Consider the following 15,794-nt stretch of genomic DNA (forward strand, 5'->3'; position numbering starts at 1 on the left):
GTCGCGCTACTTCTTGGCCGCACCCTTGCCGAAGCGCGCCTCGAAGCGGGCCACGCGGCCACCGGTGTCGAGGATCTTCTGCTTGCCCGTGTAGAACGGGTGGCACTCGGAGCAGACCTCGGCTCGGATGGAGCCCTCGGTCAGGGTGCTACGGGTGGTGAACGACGCGCCACAGGTGCAGCTGACCTGGGTCTCGACGTACTCGGGGTGAACATCGCGCTTCAAGGTGTCTCCTAGATTCGGGAGGGCGCCGGGTCGCAGGAGCCGAATTGCGCACTGCGTGAACCGGGGCCGACAGACCAGTCTGCCAGGACCGGGCTGCCTGTCAAAATTCTGAGGACGCCTTCCTCAACGGGGAGGGGTCGCCATCTATTCCGCACCGGCCCGCGGCCGGTGCGGAGCGGGCCCTACTGGACGATCGAACCGGCCGCGCTCTTGTCGCCGGAGGAGTTCACGGTGGCCTCGGCCGGGATGGGCCGATCGGCCAGCAGGGCCTCCCAGACCATCTTGGTCTCCTTGGTCAGGGGGGCCACGCGGTTGGCGTCACGGGCGTCCGTCGTGACCGGCAGCGTGATCATCTGCATGTCCTGGGCGTCGATGCCCTGGAGGCCCTGGGCGAAGCCCATGAGGGATTTCACATCACCGAGCGCCTTGTCGGTGGTGATCGCCTTGGTGGCGGAGTCTGCGAGGTCGAGCAGCTTCTTCGGGTTGTCGAACAGCCCGATGCCCTTGACCTGCTTGATGAGCGCCTTGATGAAGGCCTGCTGCAGCTGTATTCGGCCCAGGTCGCTGCCGTCGCCGACGCTCTTGCGGGTGCGTACGAGGCCGAGGGCCTGCTCCCCGTTGAGCTTGTTGGTGCCGGCCGCCAGGTCGAGGTGGCTGGCGCCGTCCTTGATCGGCTTGGTGGTGGTCACCTCGACGCCGCCGAGGTTGTCGATGATCTTCTTGAAGCCGGTGAAGTCGACCTCGATGTAGTGATCCATGCGGATCCCCGACATCTTCTCGACGGTCTTGACCGCGCAGGCGGCCCCGCCGACGGTGAACGCCTCGTTGAACTGGGTGCGCGAGCCGCCCGGGTCGGTCTTCCCGCCGGCCGTCGCGCACGACGGGCGGGCGATCATCGTGTCGCGCGGTATGGACACCACGCTGGCCTTCTCGTGGCCCTCGTACAGGTGGATGATCATCGCCGTGTCGGAGCGGGCGGAGCCGCCGTCGTCCTGGCCGTACTCGCCATTGGCACCGCCGCGGGAGTCGGAGCCGAGGACGAGGATGTCCATCGAGCCGTTGTCGACGTTCTGCGGGCGATCGGTGCCGAGCGCCTGGTCGATGTCGACGGTCTTCAGGTTGCCGTTGAACTTGAAGTAGAAGTAGCCGAGGCCCGCCCCTCCCAGCAGGACCACGCCCGCGGCGCTCCAGGCGGTGATGGCGAGGGCCCTGCGGCGCTTCGCCGGCTTGCGTCGGCGCCTGGCCGCGGCGCGCCCGCCGTGGTCCTTGCTCTCCTCGGTCATGCTCTCCTCAGTCCTGAGTCCGGTCCCCTGGCCGTTGTGGCCCGCCGTCCACCGCGCGGTCCCTCTGACACAGACGGGTGTATGGCGCGCAGGGTTCCATTCCGGGCCGAACCGCACCGCAGGGCGCGTCTACCCCGTAAAGCCGCCCGGACGCGCGACAGCCCCCGCCGCGGGTGCGGCGAGGGCTGTCGCGGTGATGCGCGAGCCGGACGTCAGTCGTCGTTCTTGCCCGACGGGGTCGTCTTCGCGATCTGCATCAGGAACTCGGCGTTCGACTTCGTCTGCTTCATCTTGTCGAGCAGCAGCTCGATCGCCTGCTGCGAGTCGAGCGCGTGCAGCACCCGGCGCAGCTTCCAGACGATGGCGAGCTCCTCAGCGTTGAGGAGGATCTCCTCCTTGCGGGTGCCCGACGGGTCGACGTCGACGGCCGGGAAGATGCGCTTGTCGGCGAGCTTCCGGTCGAGCTTGAGCTCCATGTTGCCGGTGCCCTTGAACTCCTCGAAGATCACCTCGTCCATGCGCGAGCCGGTGTCGACGAGCGCAGTGGCCAGGATGGTCAGCGAGCCGCCGTCCTCGATGTTGCGCGCGGCACCGAAGAAGCGCTTCGGCGGGTACAGCGCGGTCGAGTCGACACCACCGGACAGGATGCGGCCGGAGGCGGGCGCCGCGAGGTTGTACGCGCGGCCCAGACGGGTGATGGAGTCCAGCAGGACGACCACGTCGTGGCCCAGCTCGACGAGACGCTTGGCGCGCTCGATGGCCAGCTCGGCGACGGTGGTGTGGTCCTCGGCCGGGCGGTCGAAGGTCGAGGAGATGACCTCGCCCTTGACCGACCGCTGCATGTCGGTGACCTCTTCCGGACGCTCGTCGACCAGGACGACCATCAGGTGGCACTCGGGGTTGTTGGTGGTGATCGCGTTGGCGATCGCCTGCATGATCATGGTCTTACCGGTCTTCGGCGGGGCCACGATCAGACCGCGCTGGCCCTTACCGATCGGCGACACGAGGTCGATGATGCGGGTGGTCAGCACGCCCGGGTCGGTCTCCAGACGGAGCCGGTCCTGCGGGTACAGGGGCGTCAGCTTCTGGAACTCCGGGCGGCCGCGGCCGGATTCGGGCGCCATGCCGTTCACCGAGTCCAGACGCACGAGGGCGTTGAACTTCTCGCGGCGCTCGCCGTCCTTGGGCTGGCGCACGGCACCGGTGGTGTGGTCACCCTTGCGCAGACCGGCCTTGCGGACCTGGGCGAGGGAGACGTACACGTCGTTGGGGCCGGGCAGGTAGCCCGAGGTCCGGATGAACGCGTAGTTGTCGAGGATGTCGAGGATGCCCGCGACGGGGATCAGGACGTCGTCGTCGGCGACCGTCGGCTCGCTCGGACCCGCGAACTCGTCGCGGCCACGACGGCCACGGCGGTCGCGGTAGCGGCCGCGACGGCCACGACGGCCGTCCTCGCCGTCGAAGTCGTCCTGGGGACCGTTGTCCTGGCGGTCCTGGCGGTCCTGACGGCCCTGCTGACCCTGACCCTGGCCCTGGCCGCGGCCGCCCTGCTGCTGGCGGTCGGCGCGGTCCTGACGGCCGCCGCCCTGCGCGCCCTGGCCCTGACCCTGGCCGCCCTGCGCGCCCTGGCCCTGGCCGCCCTGGCCCTGACCCTGGCCGCCCTGGCCCTGGTCGTCGCCCTTGGCGCCGCGGTCACGGCGGTCGCGCTGACGGTCGGCGCGGTCACCGCGGTCACCGCGGTCACCGCGGTCACGGCGGTCGCGACGGCCACGGCCCTCGCCGTCCTGGCCCTGCGCCTGGCCGGCGGAGACCGCGGTGGCGGCTTCGGCCTTGGCCTCGGACGGGGCGGCGGTGGCGGTCTCGGTCTCGGTCTTCTGCTCGACCTGCACGGCGACGGGGGCCGAGGCCTCCGGGCTGCCGGTGGGGGCCGTGGCCCGACGGCGGCGGCGCTCGCCGACCGGCGCGTCGTCTCCCCCACTCTCGGCTGCGCTCGAGCGGGAGGGGCCCCCTGCCGGCTGGCCCGGGATCTCGATCTGCGCCTGCGTGGCGGGCTTCTCGGCGGGCGCCTCGGCGGCGGCCTCACCCGTGCGGGCCTTGCTGGTGGCGCGGCGCTTCGGCTTGGCCTCGGCGGTGTCTGCGGCAGCGGAGGCAGCGGCCTTGGGGGCACTGCTGCCCGCCTGCGCCTCCTTGATGACCTCGATCAGCTGGCTCTTGCGCATCCGCGCGGTGCCCCTGATCCCGAGGCCCGACGCGACCTGCTGCAGCTCGGCCAGGACCATGCCGTCAAGGCCGGTGCCGGTGCGACGACGCTTGGGTGCGGCGCCCGCGGCGGGGGCACTGGTGTCGACAGAGGTGTCGGCAGCGCCCATCAGATCGGTGGTGTCGCTCACGAAGGGTCCTTCCCTGGAGCGGACGTCGGCCTGTCTGGCTCGGCGACCGGTTGTGCTGTCCGACAACGGTCCTAGGTGTGGACCGTGCCGGGGCGGTGGTCCGCCGGTAGAAATACGGCGGAAGAAACGTGCATGGCTGGTTCCGGCGAGAAGCCCCCGAGCTGGAAGCGTGGGAATGTCACGCCGATTCCGGAGCGTGCTCGAAACTGCTGGAAGTGATCAAAGCAGTCGGGGAGGCTCCCGGAAGAAATGTGGTCCCCAATGGGGACACTGAGCACCGAGCCATGGCGGCTTCCGATGCGCACTTGAGACTAACACTACCGGATCCAATAGATATTCCCCCTCTCAATCACCGGCAATCGCGCCCTTCCGCGCGGGCGGCCTGCCCAGGCCGCCCGCCCCTGACCGGCTGCGCACTCCAGAAAAGCGGCCTCAGCCGCCCTGGGTGCCCAGCGGAAGTACGCTCGCGCCCGCGGCGTCGAGAGCGAGCCGGTTGGCCGCCCACCCCTCGCCCGCGAGCTGCGCGACCTTGTCGGCCGCGCCGTTGTCGACCAGTGCGAGGACCGTGGGTCCCGCGCCGGAGATGACCGCGGGGATCCCGTCCGCCCGCAGCCTGTTGACGAGTGCCACGCTCTCCGGCATCGCCGGCGATCGGTACTCCTGGTGGAGCCGGTCCTCGGTGGCCGGCAGCAGCAGCTCGGGGCGCCTGGTCAGGGCTTCCACGAGCAGGCCCGCACGGCCCGCGTTGACGGCTGCGTCCACATGGGGGACCGAGCGCGGCAGCAGGCCGCGCGCGGTCTCCGTGAGGACCGGCCTGGACGGTACGAAGACCACCGGAACGATGGACTCGGCGGGCTCCATACGGATCGCCTTGGCGCTGCCGCCGTCCATCCAGGCGAGGGTGAACCCGCCCAGGAGACAGGCGGCGACGTTGTCGGGGTGGCCCTCGATCTCGGTGGCGAGTTCCAGCAGCGCCGCGTCGTCGAGCTTGGCCTCGCCGCCTATGGTCACGGCGCGGGCGGCGACGATGCCGGCGCAGATGGCCGCGGAGGAGGAACCGAGGCCGCGGCCGTGCGGGATGCGGTTGGCGCAGACGACCTCCAGGCCGCGCGGCTGGCCGCCCAGCAGGTCGAAGGCGGTGCGCATGGAGCGTACGAGCAGGTGGCTCTCGTCCCGCGGGAGGGTGTCGGCGCCCTCACCCGCGATGTCGATGTTCAGGCCGGAGTCGGCCACCCGGACGACCACGTCGTCGTAGAGCCCCAGGGCCAGGCCCAGGGCGTCGAAGCCCGGGCCGAGGTTGGCACTGCTGGCGGGAACGCGCACCCGTACGGCGGCGGCGCGGAACGCTGGACCGGCCATCGTCCGATGACACTCCTTGTGACTGTGCGAGATCTTCGCTCTTCGCTGGCTCGCTGCGAATGTACTGGAGAACGTACGACACCCGAAGGCCCTCGGGGCAGCACCGCAGTCATATGCGCGGTGGCGGATGTAGGTACAGCGTATCGAAGGAAGGTTCTCTCGCGACATAGGGCGCACAGGAGGCGCACGATGCGTGTCGCGGGCTTCGACCGACTTCGACCGGCTTCGGCCGCATTTTTGTTGTCGTACGGGGTGAGTTGCCGGGTTCCGGAGGGACCTCGGGAGGGCCTCGAAAGACCCTCGGGAGCCCTCCGGAACCGGCTTCACACGATGCTGCGGCACTGCTTCGGCACGGCGCAGCTCCGGTGCCGTGCTGCTCCGGGGCTGCGCCGCCGTCAGACCAGGCCGAGGCGCACGGCGGCGGCTTCGGCGTCCACCGGAACGGTGACCGGCTGCGGAGCGCCGGCGATCGCCCAGTCGGGGTCCTTCAGGCCGTTGCCGGTGACGGTGCACACGATCTTCTGACCGGGGTCGACCAGGCCCAGTTCGGCGGCCTTGAGCAGACCGGCCACGGAGGCGGCCGAGGCGGGCTCGACGAAGACGCCCTCCTGCGCCGCCAACAGCCGGTAGGCGGCCAGGATCTGGCGGTCCGTCACCTCGTCGATGAAGCCGCCCGACTCGTCACGCGCGGCCAGCGCGTAGTCCCAGGACGCCGGGTTGCCGATCCGGATCGCGGTGGCGATGGTGTGCGGTTCCTTGACGACCTCGCCGCGCACGATGGGCGCGGAACCGGAGGCCTGGAAACCCCACACGCGGGGCGTACGGGTGGCCAGGCCGTCGGCCTTGTACTCCTTGAAGCCCTTCCAGTACGCGGTGATGTTGCCGGCGTTGCCGACGGGCAGCACGTGGATGTCGGGGGCGTCGCCGAGCGCGTCGACGATCTCGAACGCGGCCGTCTTCTGACCCTCGATACGTACCGGGTTGACCGAATTGACCAGCGCGACCGGGTAGTTGTCGGAGAGTGCGCGGGCCAGGTTCAGGCAGTCGTCGAAGTTGCCGTCCACCTGCAGGATCTTGGCGCCGTGCACGAGCGCCTGGCCCATCTTGCCGAGCGCGATCTTGCCGCGGGGCACGAGCACCGCGGAGACCATCCCGGCGCGCACCGCGTACGCCGCGGCGGAGGCCGAAGTGTTGCCGGTGGAGGCGCAGATGACCGCCTTCGCGCCCTCCTCCTTGGCCTTGGTGATCGCCATGGTCATGCCGCGGTCCTTGAAGGACCCGGTGGGGTTCGCCCCCTCGACCTTGAGGTGCACCTCGCAGCCGGTGCGCTCGGAGAGCACCTGGGCGGGGACGAGGGGAGTGCCGCCCTCGCGGAGCGTCACCACAGGAGTCGCGTCCGTCACCGGCAGGCGGTCCCGGTACTCCTCGATGATGCCGCGCCACTGATGAGTGCGATTGCTGCTCATGGGTCCTTACTCCCCTTCAACACGCATGATGCTGGCGACACCGCGGACGGTGTCCAGCTTCCGCAGCGCCTCGACGGTCCCGGAGAGGGCGGCGTCGGGTGCGCGGTGAGTGACGACGACGAGGGAGGCCTCGCCGTCCTTGCCCTGCTGCCGCACCGTGTCGATCGAGACACCGTGCTCCGCGAAGGTGGTCGCCACCTGGGCGAGGACGCCCGGCTTGTCCGCCACATCGAGGCTGATGTGGTAGCGGGTGACGACATCCCCCATGGGGCTGACCGGCAGCTGGGTGTACGCCGACTCGCCGGGCCCCGTTGCCTCGGCGAGCTTGTTGCGGGCGACGGCGACGAGGTCGCCGAGGACCGCGGACGCGGTCGGCGCGCCGCCCGCGCCGGGCCCGTAGAACATGAGCCGCCCGGCGGCCTCCGCCTCGACGAAGACGGCGTTGTACGCCTCGCGGACGGAGGCGAGCGGGTGGCTGAGCGGGATCATCGCCGGGTGGACGCGGGCGGTGACGGACTCGCCGTCGGCGGCGCGCTCCAGGATGGCGAGGAGCTTGATGGTGCAGCCCATCCGCTTGGCGGAGGCGAAGTCGGCGGCGCTGACCTCGGTCATGCCCTCGCGGTACACGTCGTCCAGGCGGACCCGGGTGTGGAAGGCGATGCCGGCCAGGATCGCGGCCTTGGCCGCGGCGTCGTAGCCCTCGACGTCGGCGGTCGGGTCGGCCTCGGCGTACCCGAGGGCGGTGGCCTCGTCGAGCGCCTCCTGGTACCCGGCGCCGGTGGAGTCCATCTTGTCGAGGATGAAGTTCGTCGTGCCGTTGACGATGCCCATCACCCGGTTGATCTTGTCGCCGGCGAGCGACTCGCGCATCGGGCGGACCAGCGGGATGGCTCCGGCGACGGCGGCCTCGTAGTAGAGGTCCCGGCCGCCCGCCTCGGCTGCGGCATGCAGCGCGGCGCCGTCCTGGGCGAGCAGCGCCTTGTTCGCGGAGACCACGGAGATGCCCTGCTCGAAGGCGGTGGTGATGAGGGTACGAGCGGGCTCGATGCCGCCGATGACCTCGATGGCGATGTCGATGTCACCGCGTTTGAGGAGGGCGGTCGCATCGGTGGTGATCAGCGCGGGATCGATGCCCTCGCGGACCTTGGAGGGGCGGCGTACGGCCACACCGGCGAGCTCCACGGGCGCGCCGATCCTCTGCGTGAGGTCGTCGGCGTGCGTCGTCATGATGCGAGCCACCTCTGAGCCGACCACTCCACAGCCCAGCAGCGCCACCTTCAGCGGACGCGTACGCATCATTCGACCTACGCCTTTCGTCTTCCATCAGTACCCTGCGGGCGGTTTGCCCGCCGGGTGGAACCAGTCTCACTCAATGGACAGCAGTTTCCATCCTCGGTCCATTGAGTGAGACACCTATTTCATCATCCGAGGTCGAGACGCAGGAGATCTTCCTCCGTCTCACGGCGGACGATCACTCGGGCCGCTCCGTCGCGCACGGCGACGACCGGCGGGCGGAGCGCGTGGTTGTAGTTGCTGGCCATGGAACGGCAGTACGCGCCGGTGGCCGGGACGGCCAGAAGGTCGCCGCAGGCGAGGTCGGCGGGCAGGAACGCGTCCTTCACGACGATGTCGCCGCTCTCGCAGTGCTTGCCGACGACGCGCACGAGCATGGGCTCGGCTTCGGACGTGCGGGAGACCAGGGAAATGGAGTACTCGGCGTCGTACAGGGCGGTGCGGATGTTGTCGGACATCCCGCCGTCGACGGAGACGTACGTGCGCAGCCCCTCCAGCGGCTTGATCGTCCCGACCTCGTAGAGGGTGAAAGCGGTCGGTCCGACGATGGCGCGGCCGGGCTCCACGGAGATCCGGGGGGCGCGCAGCCCGGCGCTCTCGCACTCACGGGCCACGATCTCGTGCAGGGCCTTGGCGATCTCGTGGGGCTCGCTCGGGTCGTCGTTCGAGGTGTACGCGATGCCGAGGCCGCCGCCGAGGTCGATCTCGGGCAGCTCCACGCCGTGCTCGTCGCGCACGGCGGCCAGCAGCCGCACGACGCGCTTGGCGGAGACCTCGAAGCCTGCCATGTCGAAGATCTGCGAACCGATGTGGGAGTGGACGCCGAGCAGCTCCAGCGAGTCGTGCCCGAGCGCGCGCCGCACGGCCTCGGCGGCGGAACCGTCGGCCACGGCGATGCCGAACTTCTGGTCCTCGTGCGCGGTGGCGATGAACTCGTGGGTGTGCGCCTCGACGCCGACCGTCACACGGATCTGGACGGGCTGGCGTACACCCAGCTCACGGGCGATGTGCGCGACGCGGGCGATCTCCTGGAAGGAGTCGAGCACGATCCGCCCGACCCCGGCCTCGACGGCCCTGCGGATCTCGCTCTCGGACTTGTTGTTGCCGTGGAAGGCGATGCGGGAGGCGGGCATCCCGGCCGCGAGTGCGGTCGTCAGCTCCCCGCCGGAACACACGTCCACATTCAGCCCCTCCTCCTTCAGCCACTTCACGACGGCCTTGGAGAGGAACGCCTTGCCGGCGTAGAACACGTCGGCGTCGGGTCCGAAGGCGTGCGCCCAGGCCCGGCACCGGGCCCGGAAGTCCTCTTCGTCGAGGAAGTAGGCGGGGGTGCCGAACTCCTCGGCGAGCTTGGTGACTTCGATGCCGCCGACGGAGACGACGCCGTCGCTGCCGCGGGTGACGGTCCGGGCCCAGACCTTCTCGTCCAGCGCGTTCAGGTCGGCGGGCGGCGGGGAGTAGTGCCCTTCGGGCAGGACGTCGGCGTGGCGGGGCCCGGCGGGGTGCGCGGAACGGCTCATCGGTATCTCTCTTCGCGGGTCACAGGCGTGTCGGTGCGTCTATGCCGAGCAGGGCCAGGCCGCCGGCCAGCACCGTCCCGGCGGCTTCGGCAAGAGCCAGCCGGGCGCGGTGGGCGGCCGAGGGTTTCTCGTCTCCCTTGGGCAGGACGCGGTACTGGAAGTCGAGCAGCGCGTCGGCCAGCTCGACGAGCTGCCGTACGAGCCGCTCGGGCGCGCGGTGGTGGGCGGCGGCCTCGAGGACGAGGGGGTGGTCGGCCAGGGCGCGCAGCAGCTCCGGGGCGTCGTCGACGTCCCCGGCGTCGGGCCCGAAGCGCAGCTGCCCGGCGTTGCGTACGAGGGTGCGGGCGCGGGCGTGGGCGTACCGCACCCGGAAGAACTCGCTCGCCTCGCCCTGGAGGAGCAGCGCGGCACCGAAGGTGGGCGTCTCCCTGGCCGGCACGGCGAGCATGGCCCAGGAGGCGGCCTCGCGCCCGTACCGGGCGAGGACGTCCCCGTCGCGCTCGGCGACGGCGGCGACGGCGAGGCCGTCGAGGTCGCCTCGGGCAGCCCGGTCGCTCTGGGTGCGCAGGAGGCGCAGCACGCAGTCGCGCACGACCCGCTCCCGCAGTCCGAGGGAGGTGTCCGCGGCGTCCGCGGGCGAGAGGAAGGCAGCCCCTCCCCTTGCATCTCGGATGACGATGTCGTCGATGATCCCCCGCGAGATGACATCGGGGGCGGTGGGCGCCGGCAGCACGAAACACAGGAACCCGGGACCGGTGACCTCTACATCGTCGATGCCGGGCTCCTGCGCGAGCCGACGGGCGAGCACCTGCGCCACGGCGTGCGGCGCGCACCCGGCGCGCTTGGCGACCTGGAAGGCGACGGGGGTGGCGTAGTCCCCCACCCCACCGGGCCGGGTCCGCTCGACGACGACCCGCTCGGGCACGACGACTGTGGCGGCCAGCTCCCCGTCGGCGACGGCGCAGCGCACGGCGCGTACGACGGCACGGGGGAGGTCGGCGGGGTTCACGGGTCCCAGCCTAGGGGAGACGCCCCCTCATCCCGCGAAGGGTTTCGCCATGTGAACAGCGGACGCGAGAAGCAAGCCGACGGAAACAGAAGAAGGTGTCGTGACCGACCGCACCTAGCCCCTCCCCCTCCCGGCGGGCGCCCCTTTCCTCCCGTCGCGCCGGTCCTTGCGCTCGATCAGCCTGCGCACGATCCGTACCAGCTCGGTGGGCTCGAAGGGCTTCGCGAGGAAGGCGTCGACCCCGGCGGCGATCCCGGCCTCCACCTCCTGCTGCGTACAGGCGCTGACGATGGCGACGGGCACGTCGCGCGTCCGCGGATCGGCCCTCAGCTGCGCGGCGGCCCCGAACCCGTCCAGTCGTGGCATGACCACATCAAGAGTGATCACATCGGGAGCCACGCGATGCACGACGTCCAGACACTCGGCACCATCGTTCGCGGTCACGACCTCGAAGCCCTCCAGCTCGAGATTGACCTTGATCAGTTGCCGGATGACCTTGTTGTCGTCGACAACAAGCACCCGGCCCGAGACGCCTGGCACAACTCGAGAGTAGGTCGAGCCGGGCCCCCGCGTCCGGGTTTTTGCCACTTCCACCCCCTGCGGGCGAACCACCCCCCCCTCCCCCGCAAACGGGTTCCTGATCACCCCACGGAAGCTGGTAGTGTTCAACCCGTCGCCGCAACACCAACGACGCGCCCCCGTAGCTCAGGGGATAGAGCAACGGCCTCCGGAGCCGTGTGCGCAGGTTCGAATCCTGCCGGGGGCACTCCAGCAGATACAGCGCGATCGCGCCGCTGACCAGCTGAAGTGCCAAGCATGAAGGCCCGAACTCAGTCTCACTGAGTCCGGGCCTTTGTCGTTGTTACGCACTGGCCACGATAGACCTGCGACAGAGGCCAGCTCCTCTGCCCCGACGCCGCCGCCACCCTCGCCGGCCCTTCCTCAGCCGTTGTGGCACGCTGCCGACCAGATGCAGCACCACAGTTGGGGGAGCCATGACGCACGCGACTGGGCCCCATGAGGACTCGACAACGACCGTCGTGGACACGAACGTCCTGCTCGACGCTTTCCTTGGCCGGGGGGAGATCCCTCCGGAGGGACACGTGATCACCTCAACCGTGGCGCACGAGTTCCTCATGGTGCGGGATAGAGGGACAGGGAAGAGTCGATATTTCGTTCCTTCCACCCTGCTGGCCGACTTCCTGAACTCCGGGGCACCGTACGGGCTGCCGCGGCACCAACTACGCTTCGGCCGACCAAGCAATCTCCCGCTTCACCGAAAAAGCACAGACCGGCTTGTGATGGATTTCAATAACGACTATCCATCAGTAGTCGAGTACGGCCACCGCGGGATCAGCTCCGCGGTGAACCAAAAGAATCTCAACGTATTCCGAAGCGCAATCGGTCACCTCGGAAAGGCTGAAAGTAAAGCTCTAGAGTCGCGGTTCGAGTTCCTCACCGCACTGGGACTTCCTTGCCGCAGCACCGAGGATCAGCACCTTGAACTTGCTTACCAATTGCTGCACGAATTCAAGAAGCAGGGGAAAAATCCGAAGAAGGATTTCAGGAACACCCTCAATGATCTCCTGATCCTCTCCTATTCCCTTGAGTCCAATTCGACACTATGGACTGGCGACGAAGAACTACTCGACCTCGCGGAACCATTCTTTGACGCTAAGCGTGAGGACTCGGAAGGTAGATACCGACTGATCCAGACCAGCCGGGAGAAAGCGAGAGCGAGATCCAGGGAGAGCAAGGGGTACATCAACAGGTCGTGGCGCTTCGCGCGCATCAACTAGCGTTCTCGTAGGCGGCGGGTGTGCGAAAAACCAACCCCGGCCCTCGCAGCTCCGGTCAAGCTCCTTCTCGGGCCACGCCGGCGATGGCTTTGGGTTCGTAGTCCTTGCCATCGTGCACCAGCAGGTACGTGCTGGCCTCCCGGTAGCCGTAGCGGTCGAGGAAGGCGTCGCGCCCCAAGGCCTCGTACTCCTCCAGCGTCTTGAGGATGTCGTCCCGCGAGATCAGCCCCTTGGCCATGGCCACGGAGTGTATGTGGAGGGTCGGCCTCGCCTCCCTCGCACGGCCGCCGGGACCTACACCCGCCACCTGCCCCCCATGGGGCGGTACCACCAGCAAGCCAGCTCCCATCCTCGAAACGCGCCTCGTGGCATCGCCCGGCCAGGGCCTTGATCCGCGCCTAATCCGTCTCCCTTACATAGCAGTCCGAATACTTACCGGAAGAGCCAAACTTGGGCAGATCGTTGCGGAAGAAGTAGATACCTCCTTTACTGGCACCGCCACGGATTTCGTCAGCAGCTTTCTTTGAGAGGAGAATACAGAAGGTCTTGATCAGCGGATTACGGGCACCCGCCCGACTCAACTGCAACGATCCCTCATATCGACCGGGCTCGAAGCTCCAGTTGTCGGCCTGAAACAAGAAGATCGGCTGTTGAGGTTTGTCCTGGCTAACAAGGAACGGGGCAGGGTCGCCAGACCATCTGTACGAAAGCCACTCGGAAGCCGGGTCGAAATTCCATACGCCGACCTCTTTCCAGTAGAAAATCGGCCTCTTCGAAGAGGCAACGGACGCGGCGGGGGTCAGTTCGAAACGTGCTTCACGAATGACCTCGACATCCTGAGTCTTGACTCTGGTGGAAACGGTCGGCTGAACATAGAAGTGGGCATCCTTGCCCATCACCCCAATGCGCATGAGATGAGGAAGTGTCAACTCGATCTCTGGCTTCTTTTGGAGTTCTGCGAAATTGTAGAGCGAAAAAGCGAAGGCAGCTACACCGGCCACTGTAGCGACCCACTTGTGCACAGCGTCGGAACGACTTCTCTGGGACGCTGCTGCCCCGTCGTCACTGTTGCCCATGCTCATACCTTGGCCACGAACCCCGGTCCGCAGCTCTCTGGGTTGCTCCATGTGGTCAATGGAAGAAACGCCCGCAAGGAACTGGCCACCAGCCAGTAGCTGGAGCTGCCGAGGAGTCCCCCACGCTCGTTGGCCAAGAGCCGTCCGTCCGGCGCCGTGCCGAAATTCGGCTGCATGCGCACGCAGAAGGGCCACCAGGACCGGCGGGATCGGCACCGGCCGATCTTTGTCCACCTCTCGGGACGTCAGGCCGCAGAGCTGCGGCAACTGCCCGGCACGCGGGAGGGGTCAGCTACTTGGAGCACGGTCAAGAGGTAGCTCCCCAGTAGCCCCCACGGACACCTTCGGTTCCAGTGGTCGTCGCAACACCCCGGATGAAGGGGCGCGATGGACTTCGAGACCCGGGAGGGCCGGAGTAGGCCGAGTGGGAAGAGGCTGTGGCGTCTCCGCCGCGCGCCCGCCGGCAGTACGGCACCCGCTTCGATGGGGCCGGACGTGACATGCGACGATCACTCGTCGCTTATCACCCTGGGGGGTTCATGCCAACGACCTTGGCCTCGGCAAGACGTCCGATTTCCACCGTGCTGACGTGCCTGCTCGCCGTCCTCGCCGCACTTCTCCTGCCGGTGGGCGCCGCTCAGGCCGCACCCGTCGCCGAGGACTGCGTCGGCGTCACCGAAGGCCGGTACGCGGGCACCTTCACCACGGCCGGGCAGACGCGCTGCCTGGAGCTGCCGAGCCCGCAGGGTGCACGGATCGCCGCTCTCACCTCGCTCGGCGGCGCGGGAGTGACCGTCGGTGTCGAGGTGGTCGACCGGAACGGCACCGCACAGTGCACCGCAGGTGTGCTCAGCCGGGGTGGCTGCGCTCTGACCGGAGCGGCACCGTTCCGTGCGTTGGTACGCGCCGACAACGGCACCGCGACCGGGCCGTACGGCGTCCACTTCGTCCGCACGGACGTACTCCAGAAGGACTGCCGGGTCCTGCCCGCCGGAAACTTCGCCGACGACGAGGCTGCCGTGGAGCTGTGGACCGGCGACGGTGTCTTCTCACACTGCCTGACCATCCCGGCCGACGCGCACTCCACCGCCGAGCTCCTCCGCATCCGCTACGGCGTCCCGGACGACACCAAGCTGTTCCCGCGCTACGCGATGAGCCTGGTCGACACCGACGGCAACGGGCCGCCTTCCTGCTACGACCACCCCGCTCAGGGCCAGCAGCTCCGCACCGACGGCCTCACCAGCTGCTCCTTCACCGCCGGCAAGGCGTACACCGTCCTCTTGCAGGGCCAGGACGAAGTGCGCAAGCACACCGTGGTCCGCCGGGACGTCACGTCCACGGCCAAGGGCTGCGCCGCCTCCGCCGCGACGGCGATCGGCGCCCCGGCCACGACCGGCACGTCCGGCAAGGTCGGCACCCTGCGCTGCCACCGGTTCACCACGGCCGCCGCCACGGACCGGCTGCACATCAACCCCCGGGACGTCCACGACGGCACGAACGTGCTGGTCATGGACAACAACGGCGGCATCGCCTGCCACCAGCGGACCTGGGCGTGCAACACCACGGGTTCCACCGGCTACCAGGTGGTCACCCAGGTACCGGAGAACTTCTACCTGCCCGCTTCCTACGGGATCGACGCCTGGCGGATCGCCACGGCCGCCGGGCCCGCGCCCGAATGCACCCGGGTCGCATCGGTGGCGTACGGGTACGGCCCGCTGACCGGCACGCTCGACGGGCAGCGCACCGGCGTGTGCGCGGTCCTGCCGAGCGTCTCGGGTGACCAGTTCAGGCTCCTGAGCACTTCCACCGCCACGGACGGGTCCCCCGGCCCCCAGCCCGCGCTCTACGACAACGCGGGGCGCAACCTCTGCACGGTCACGAGTAGTTCATCGTCCTGGTACGACTGCCAGGGCGTCGACCAGGGCCTGTTGGTCCTCTCTCTGCAGGACTGGTCCCACCATTCGGTCTACCGCGCGGAGCTCACCTGCACCAACGCGCCCTGCGGCTCCGAGAACGTGTCCGTCGGAACGGTCACGCCCGACACCGCGCAGAGCGGCACCGTGGCGACCCTGACCGTCCAGGGCACGGCGCTGGGCATGAGCACCACCGTCAAGCTGACCGGTGGGCCGGCTCCGCTGACGGCCACGACCGTCTCGGTCTCCGACGATGCCAAGACGCTGAAGGCGACCGTGGACCTGCGAAGTGCCCCCGCCGGCCATTGGGGCATCACCGTCAACGCGCTCAACCAGGACTATCCGCGCGGCACCCTGACGGTGACGCCGCCGCCGGCCCCCGGCCTGGGTACCTACAAGCCGATCGCGCCCACCCGGTTGATGGACACGCGTGAGGGACTGGGTGTTCCGAAGGCGAAGGT

12 protein-coding genes, 1 tRNA gene and 1 pseudogene are annotated in these 15,794 nt (G+C 69.0%); 3 read left to right on the top strand and 11 right to left on the bottom strand.

Going from position 1 to position 15,794, the window contains the following annotated elements:
- Nucleotides 1-6 precede the first annotated feature (6 nt).
- The 9 genes from rpmE to IE257_RS35665 all read right to left on the bottom strand — a co-directional run bounded on the left by rpmE (nucleotide 7) and on the right by IE257_RS35665 (nucleotide 11,133).
- On the bottom strand, nucleotides 7-225 hold the full coding sequence (rpmE, locus tag IE257_RS35625) for a 50S ribosomal protein L31 (RefSeq protein WP_030708126.1): 219 nt from the start codon (nucleotides 223-225) through the stop codon (nucleotides 7-9).
- Nucleotides 226-407: 182 nt separating this feature from the next.
- The gene (locus IE257_RS35630) at nucleotides 408-1,508 is read right to left on the bottom strand and encodes an LCP family protein (protein WP_189973995.1); all 1,101 of its coding nucleotides are present in this window, start codon (nucleotides 1,506-1,508) and stop codon (nucleotides 408-410) included.
- 212 nt (nucleotides 1,509-1,720) lie between these two features.
- Nucleotides 1,721-3,898: a transcription termination factor Rho gene (gene rho / locus IE257_RS35635; protein WP_189973996.1), complete on the bottom strand. Its 2,178-nt coding sequence runs from the start codon at nucleotides 3,896-3,898 to the stop codon at nucleotides 1,721-1,723.
- Between the two features lie 432 nt (nucleotides 3,899-4,330).
- Nucleotides 4,331-5,257 carry a homoserine kinase gene (thrB, locus tag IE257_RS35640; RefSeq protein ID WP_189973997.1) on the bottom strand — a complete coding sequence of 309 codons (927 nt, stop codon included), beginning with the start codon at nucleotides 5,255-5,257 and terminating at the stop codon, nucleotides 4,331-4,333.
- Between the two features lie 395 nt (nucleotides 5,258-5,652).
- Nucleotides 5,653-6,723 carry a threonine synthase gene (thrC, locus tag IE257_RS35645; RefSeq protein WP_189973998.1) on the bottom strand — a complete coding sequence of 357 codons (1,071 nt, stop codon included), beginning with the start codon at nucleotides 6,721-6,723 and terminating at the stop codon, nucleotides 5,653-5,655.
- Nucleotides 6,724-6,729: 6 nt separating this feature from the next.
- On the bottom strand, nucleotides 6,730-8,019 hold the full coding sequence (locus IE257_RS35650; protein ID WP_189974005.1) for a homoserine dehydrogenase: 1,290 nt from the start codon (nucleotides 8,017-8,019) through the stop codon (nucleotides 6,730-6,732).
- Between the two features lie 125 nt (nucleotides 8,020-8,144).
- Nucleotides 8,145-9,536, bottom strand: a complete 1,392-nt coding sequence (gene lysA / locus IE257_RS35655; protein WP_189973999.1) for a diaminopimelate decarboxylase — start codon at nucleotides 9,534-9,536, stop codon at nucleotides 8,145-8,147.
- A 19-nt stretch (nucleotides 9,537-9,555) separates the two neighbouring features.
- Nucleotides 9,556-10,545, bottom strand: coding sequence for an ArgS-related anticodon-binding protein NrtL (gene nrtL / locus IE257_RS35660; RefSeq protein WP_189974000.1), 990 nt, complete (start codon nucleotides 10,543-10,545; stop codon nucleotides 9,556-9,558).
- 114 nt (nucleotides 10,546-10,659) lie between these two features.
- A complete protein-coding gene (locus tag IE257_RS35665; RefSeq protein WP_372453068.1) occupies nucleotides 10,660-11,133 on the bottom strand; it encodes a response regulator in 474 nt (157 codons plus the stop codon).
- A 106-nt stretch (nucleotides 11,134-11,239) separates the two neighbouring features.
- Between IE257_RS35665 and IE257_RS35670 the strand changes: the two genes are divergently transcribed.
- Nucleotides 11,240-11,311: transfer RNA gene (locus IE257_RS35670), tRNA-Arg, on the top strand.
- A gap of 274 nt (nucleotides 11,312-11,585) precedes the next feature.
- Nucleotides 11,586-12,344 (top strand): hypothetical protein, encoded by a 759-nt coding sequence (locus IE257_RS35675; RefSeq protein ID WP_189974002.1) that lies wholly within the window; start codon nucleotides 11,586-11,588, stop codon nucleotides 12,342-12,344.
- 55 nt (nucleotides 12,345-12,399) lie between these two features.
- Here IE257_RS35675 and IE257_RS35680 read toward each other — a convergent pair whose 3' ends face one another.
- Nucleotides 12,400-12,582 (bottom strand): ScoMcrA-related endonuclease, encoded by a 183-nt coding sequence (locus tag IE257_RS35680; RefSeq protein ID WP_189974003.1) that lies wholly within the window; start codon nucleotides 12,580-12,582, stop codon nucleotides 12,400-12,402.
- Between the two features lie 160 nt (nucleotides 12,583-12,742).
- Nucleotides 12,743-13,420 carry a hypothetical protein gene (locus IE257_RS35685; protein WP_189974004.1) on the bottom strand — a complete coding sequence of 226 codons (678 nt, stop codon included), beginning with the start codon at nucleotides 13,418-13,420 and terminating at the stop codon, nucleotides 12,743-12,745.
- Nucleotides 13,421-14,001: 581 nt separating this feature from the next.
- Here IE257_RS35685 and IE257_RS35690 point away from each other — a divergent pair.
- Nucleotides 14,002-15,794, top strand: a pseudogene (locus IE257_RS35690) (hypothetical protein); the annotation flags it as partial.

The organism is Streptomyces avidinii (assembly GCF_014650695.1).
GTDB classification, from domain to species: Bacteria; Actinomycetota; Actinomycetes; order Streptomycetales; family Streptomycetaceae; genus Streptomyces; species Streptomyces avidinii.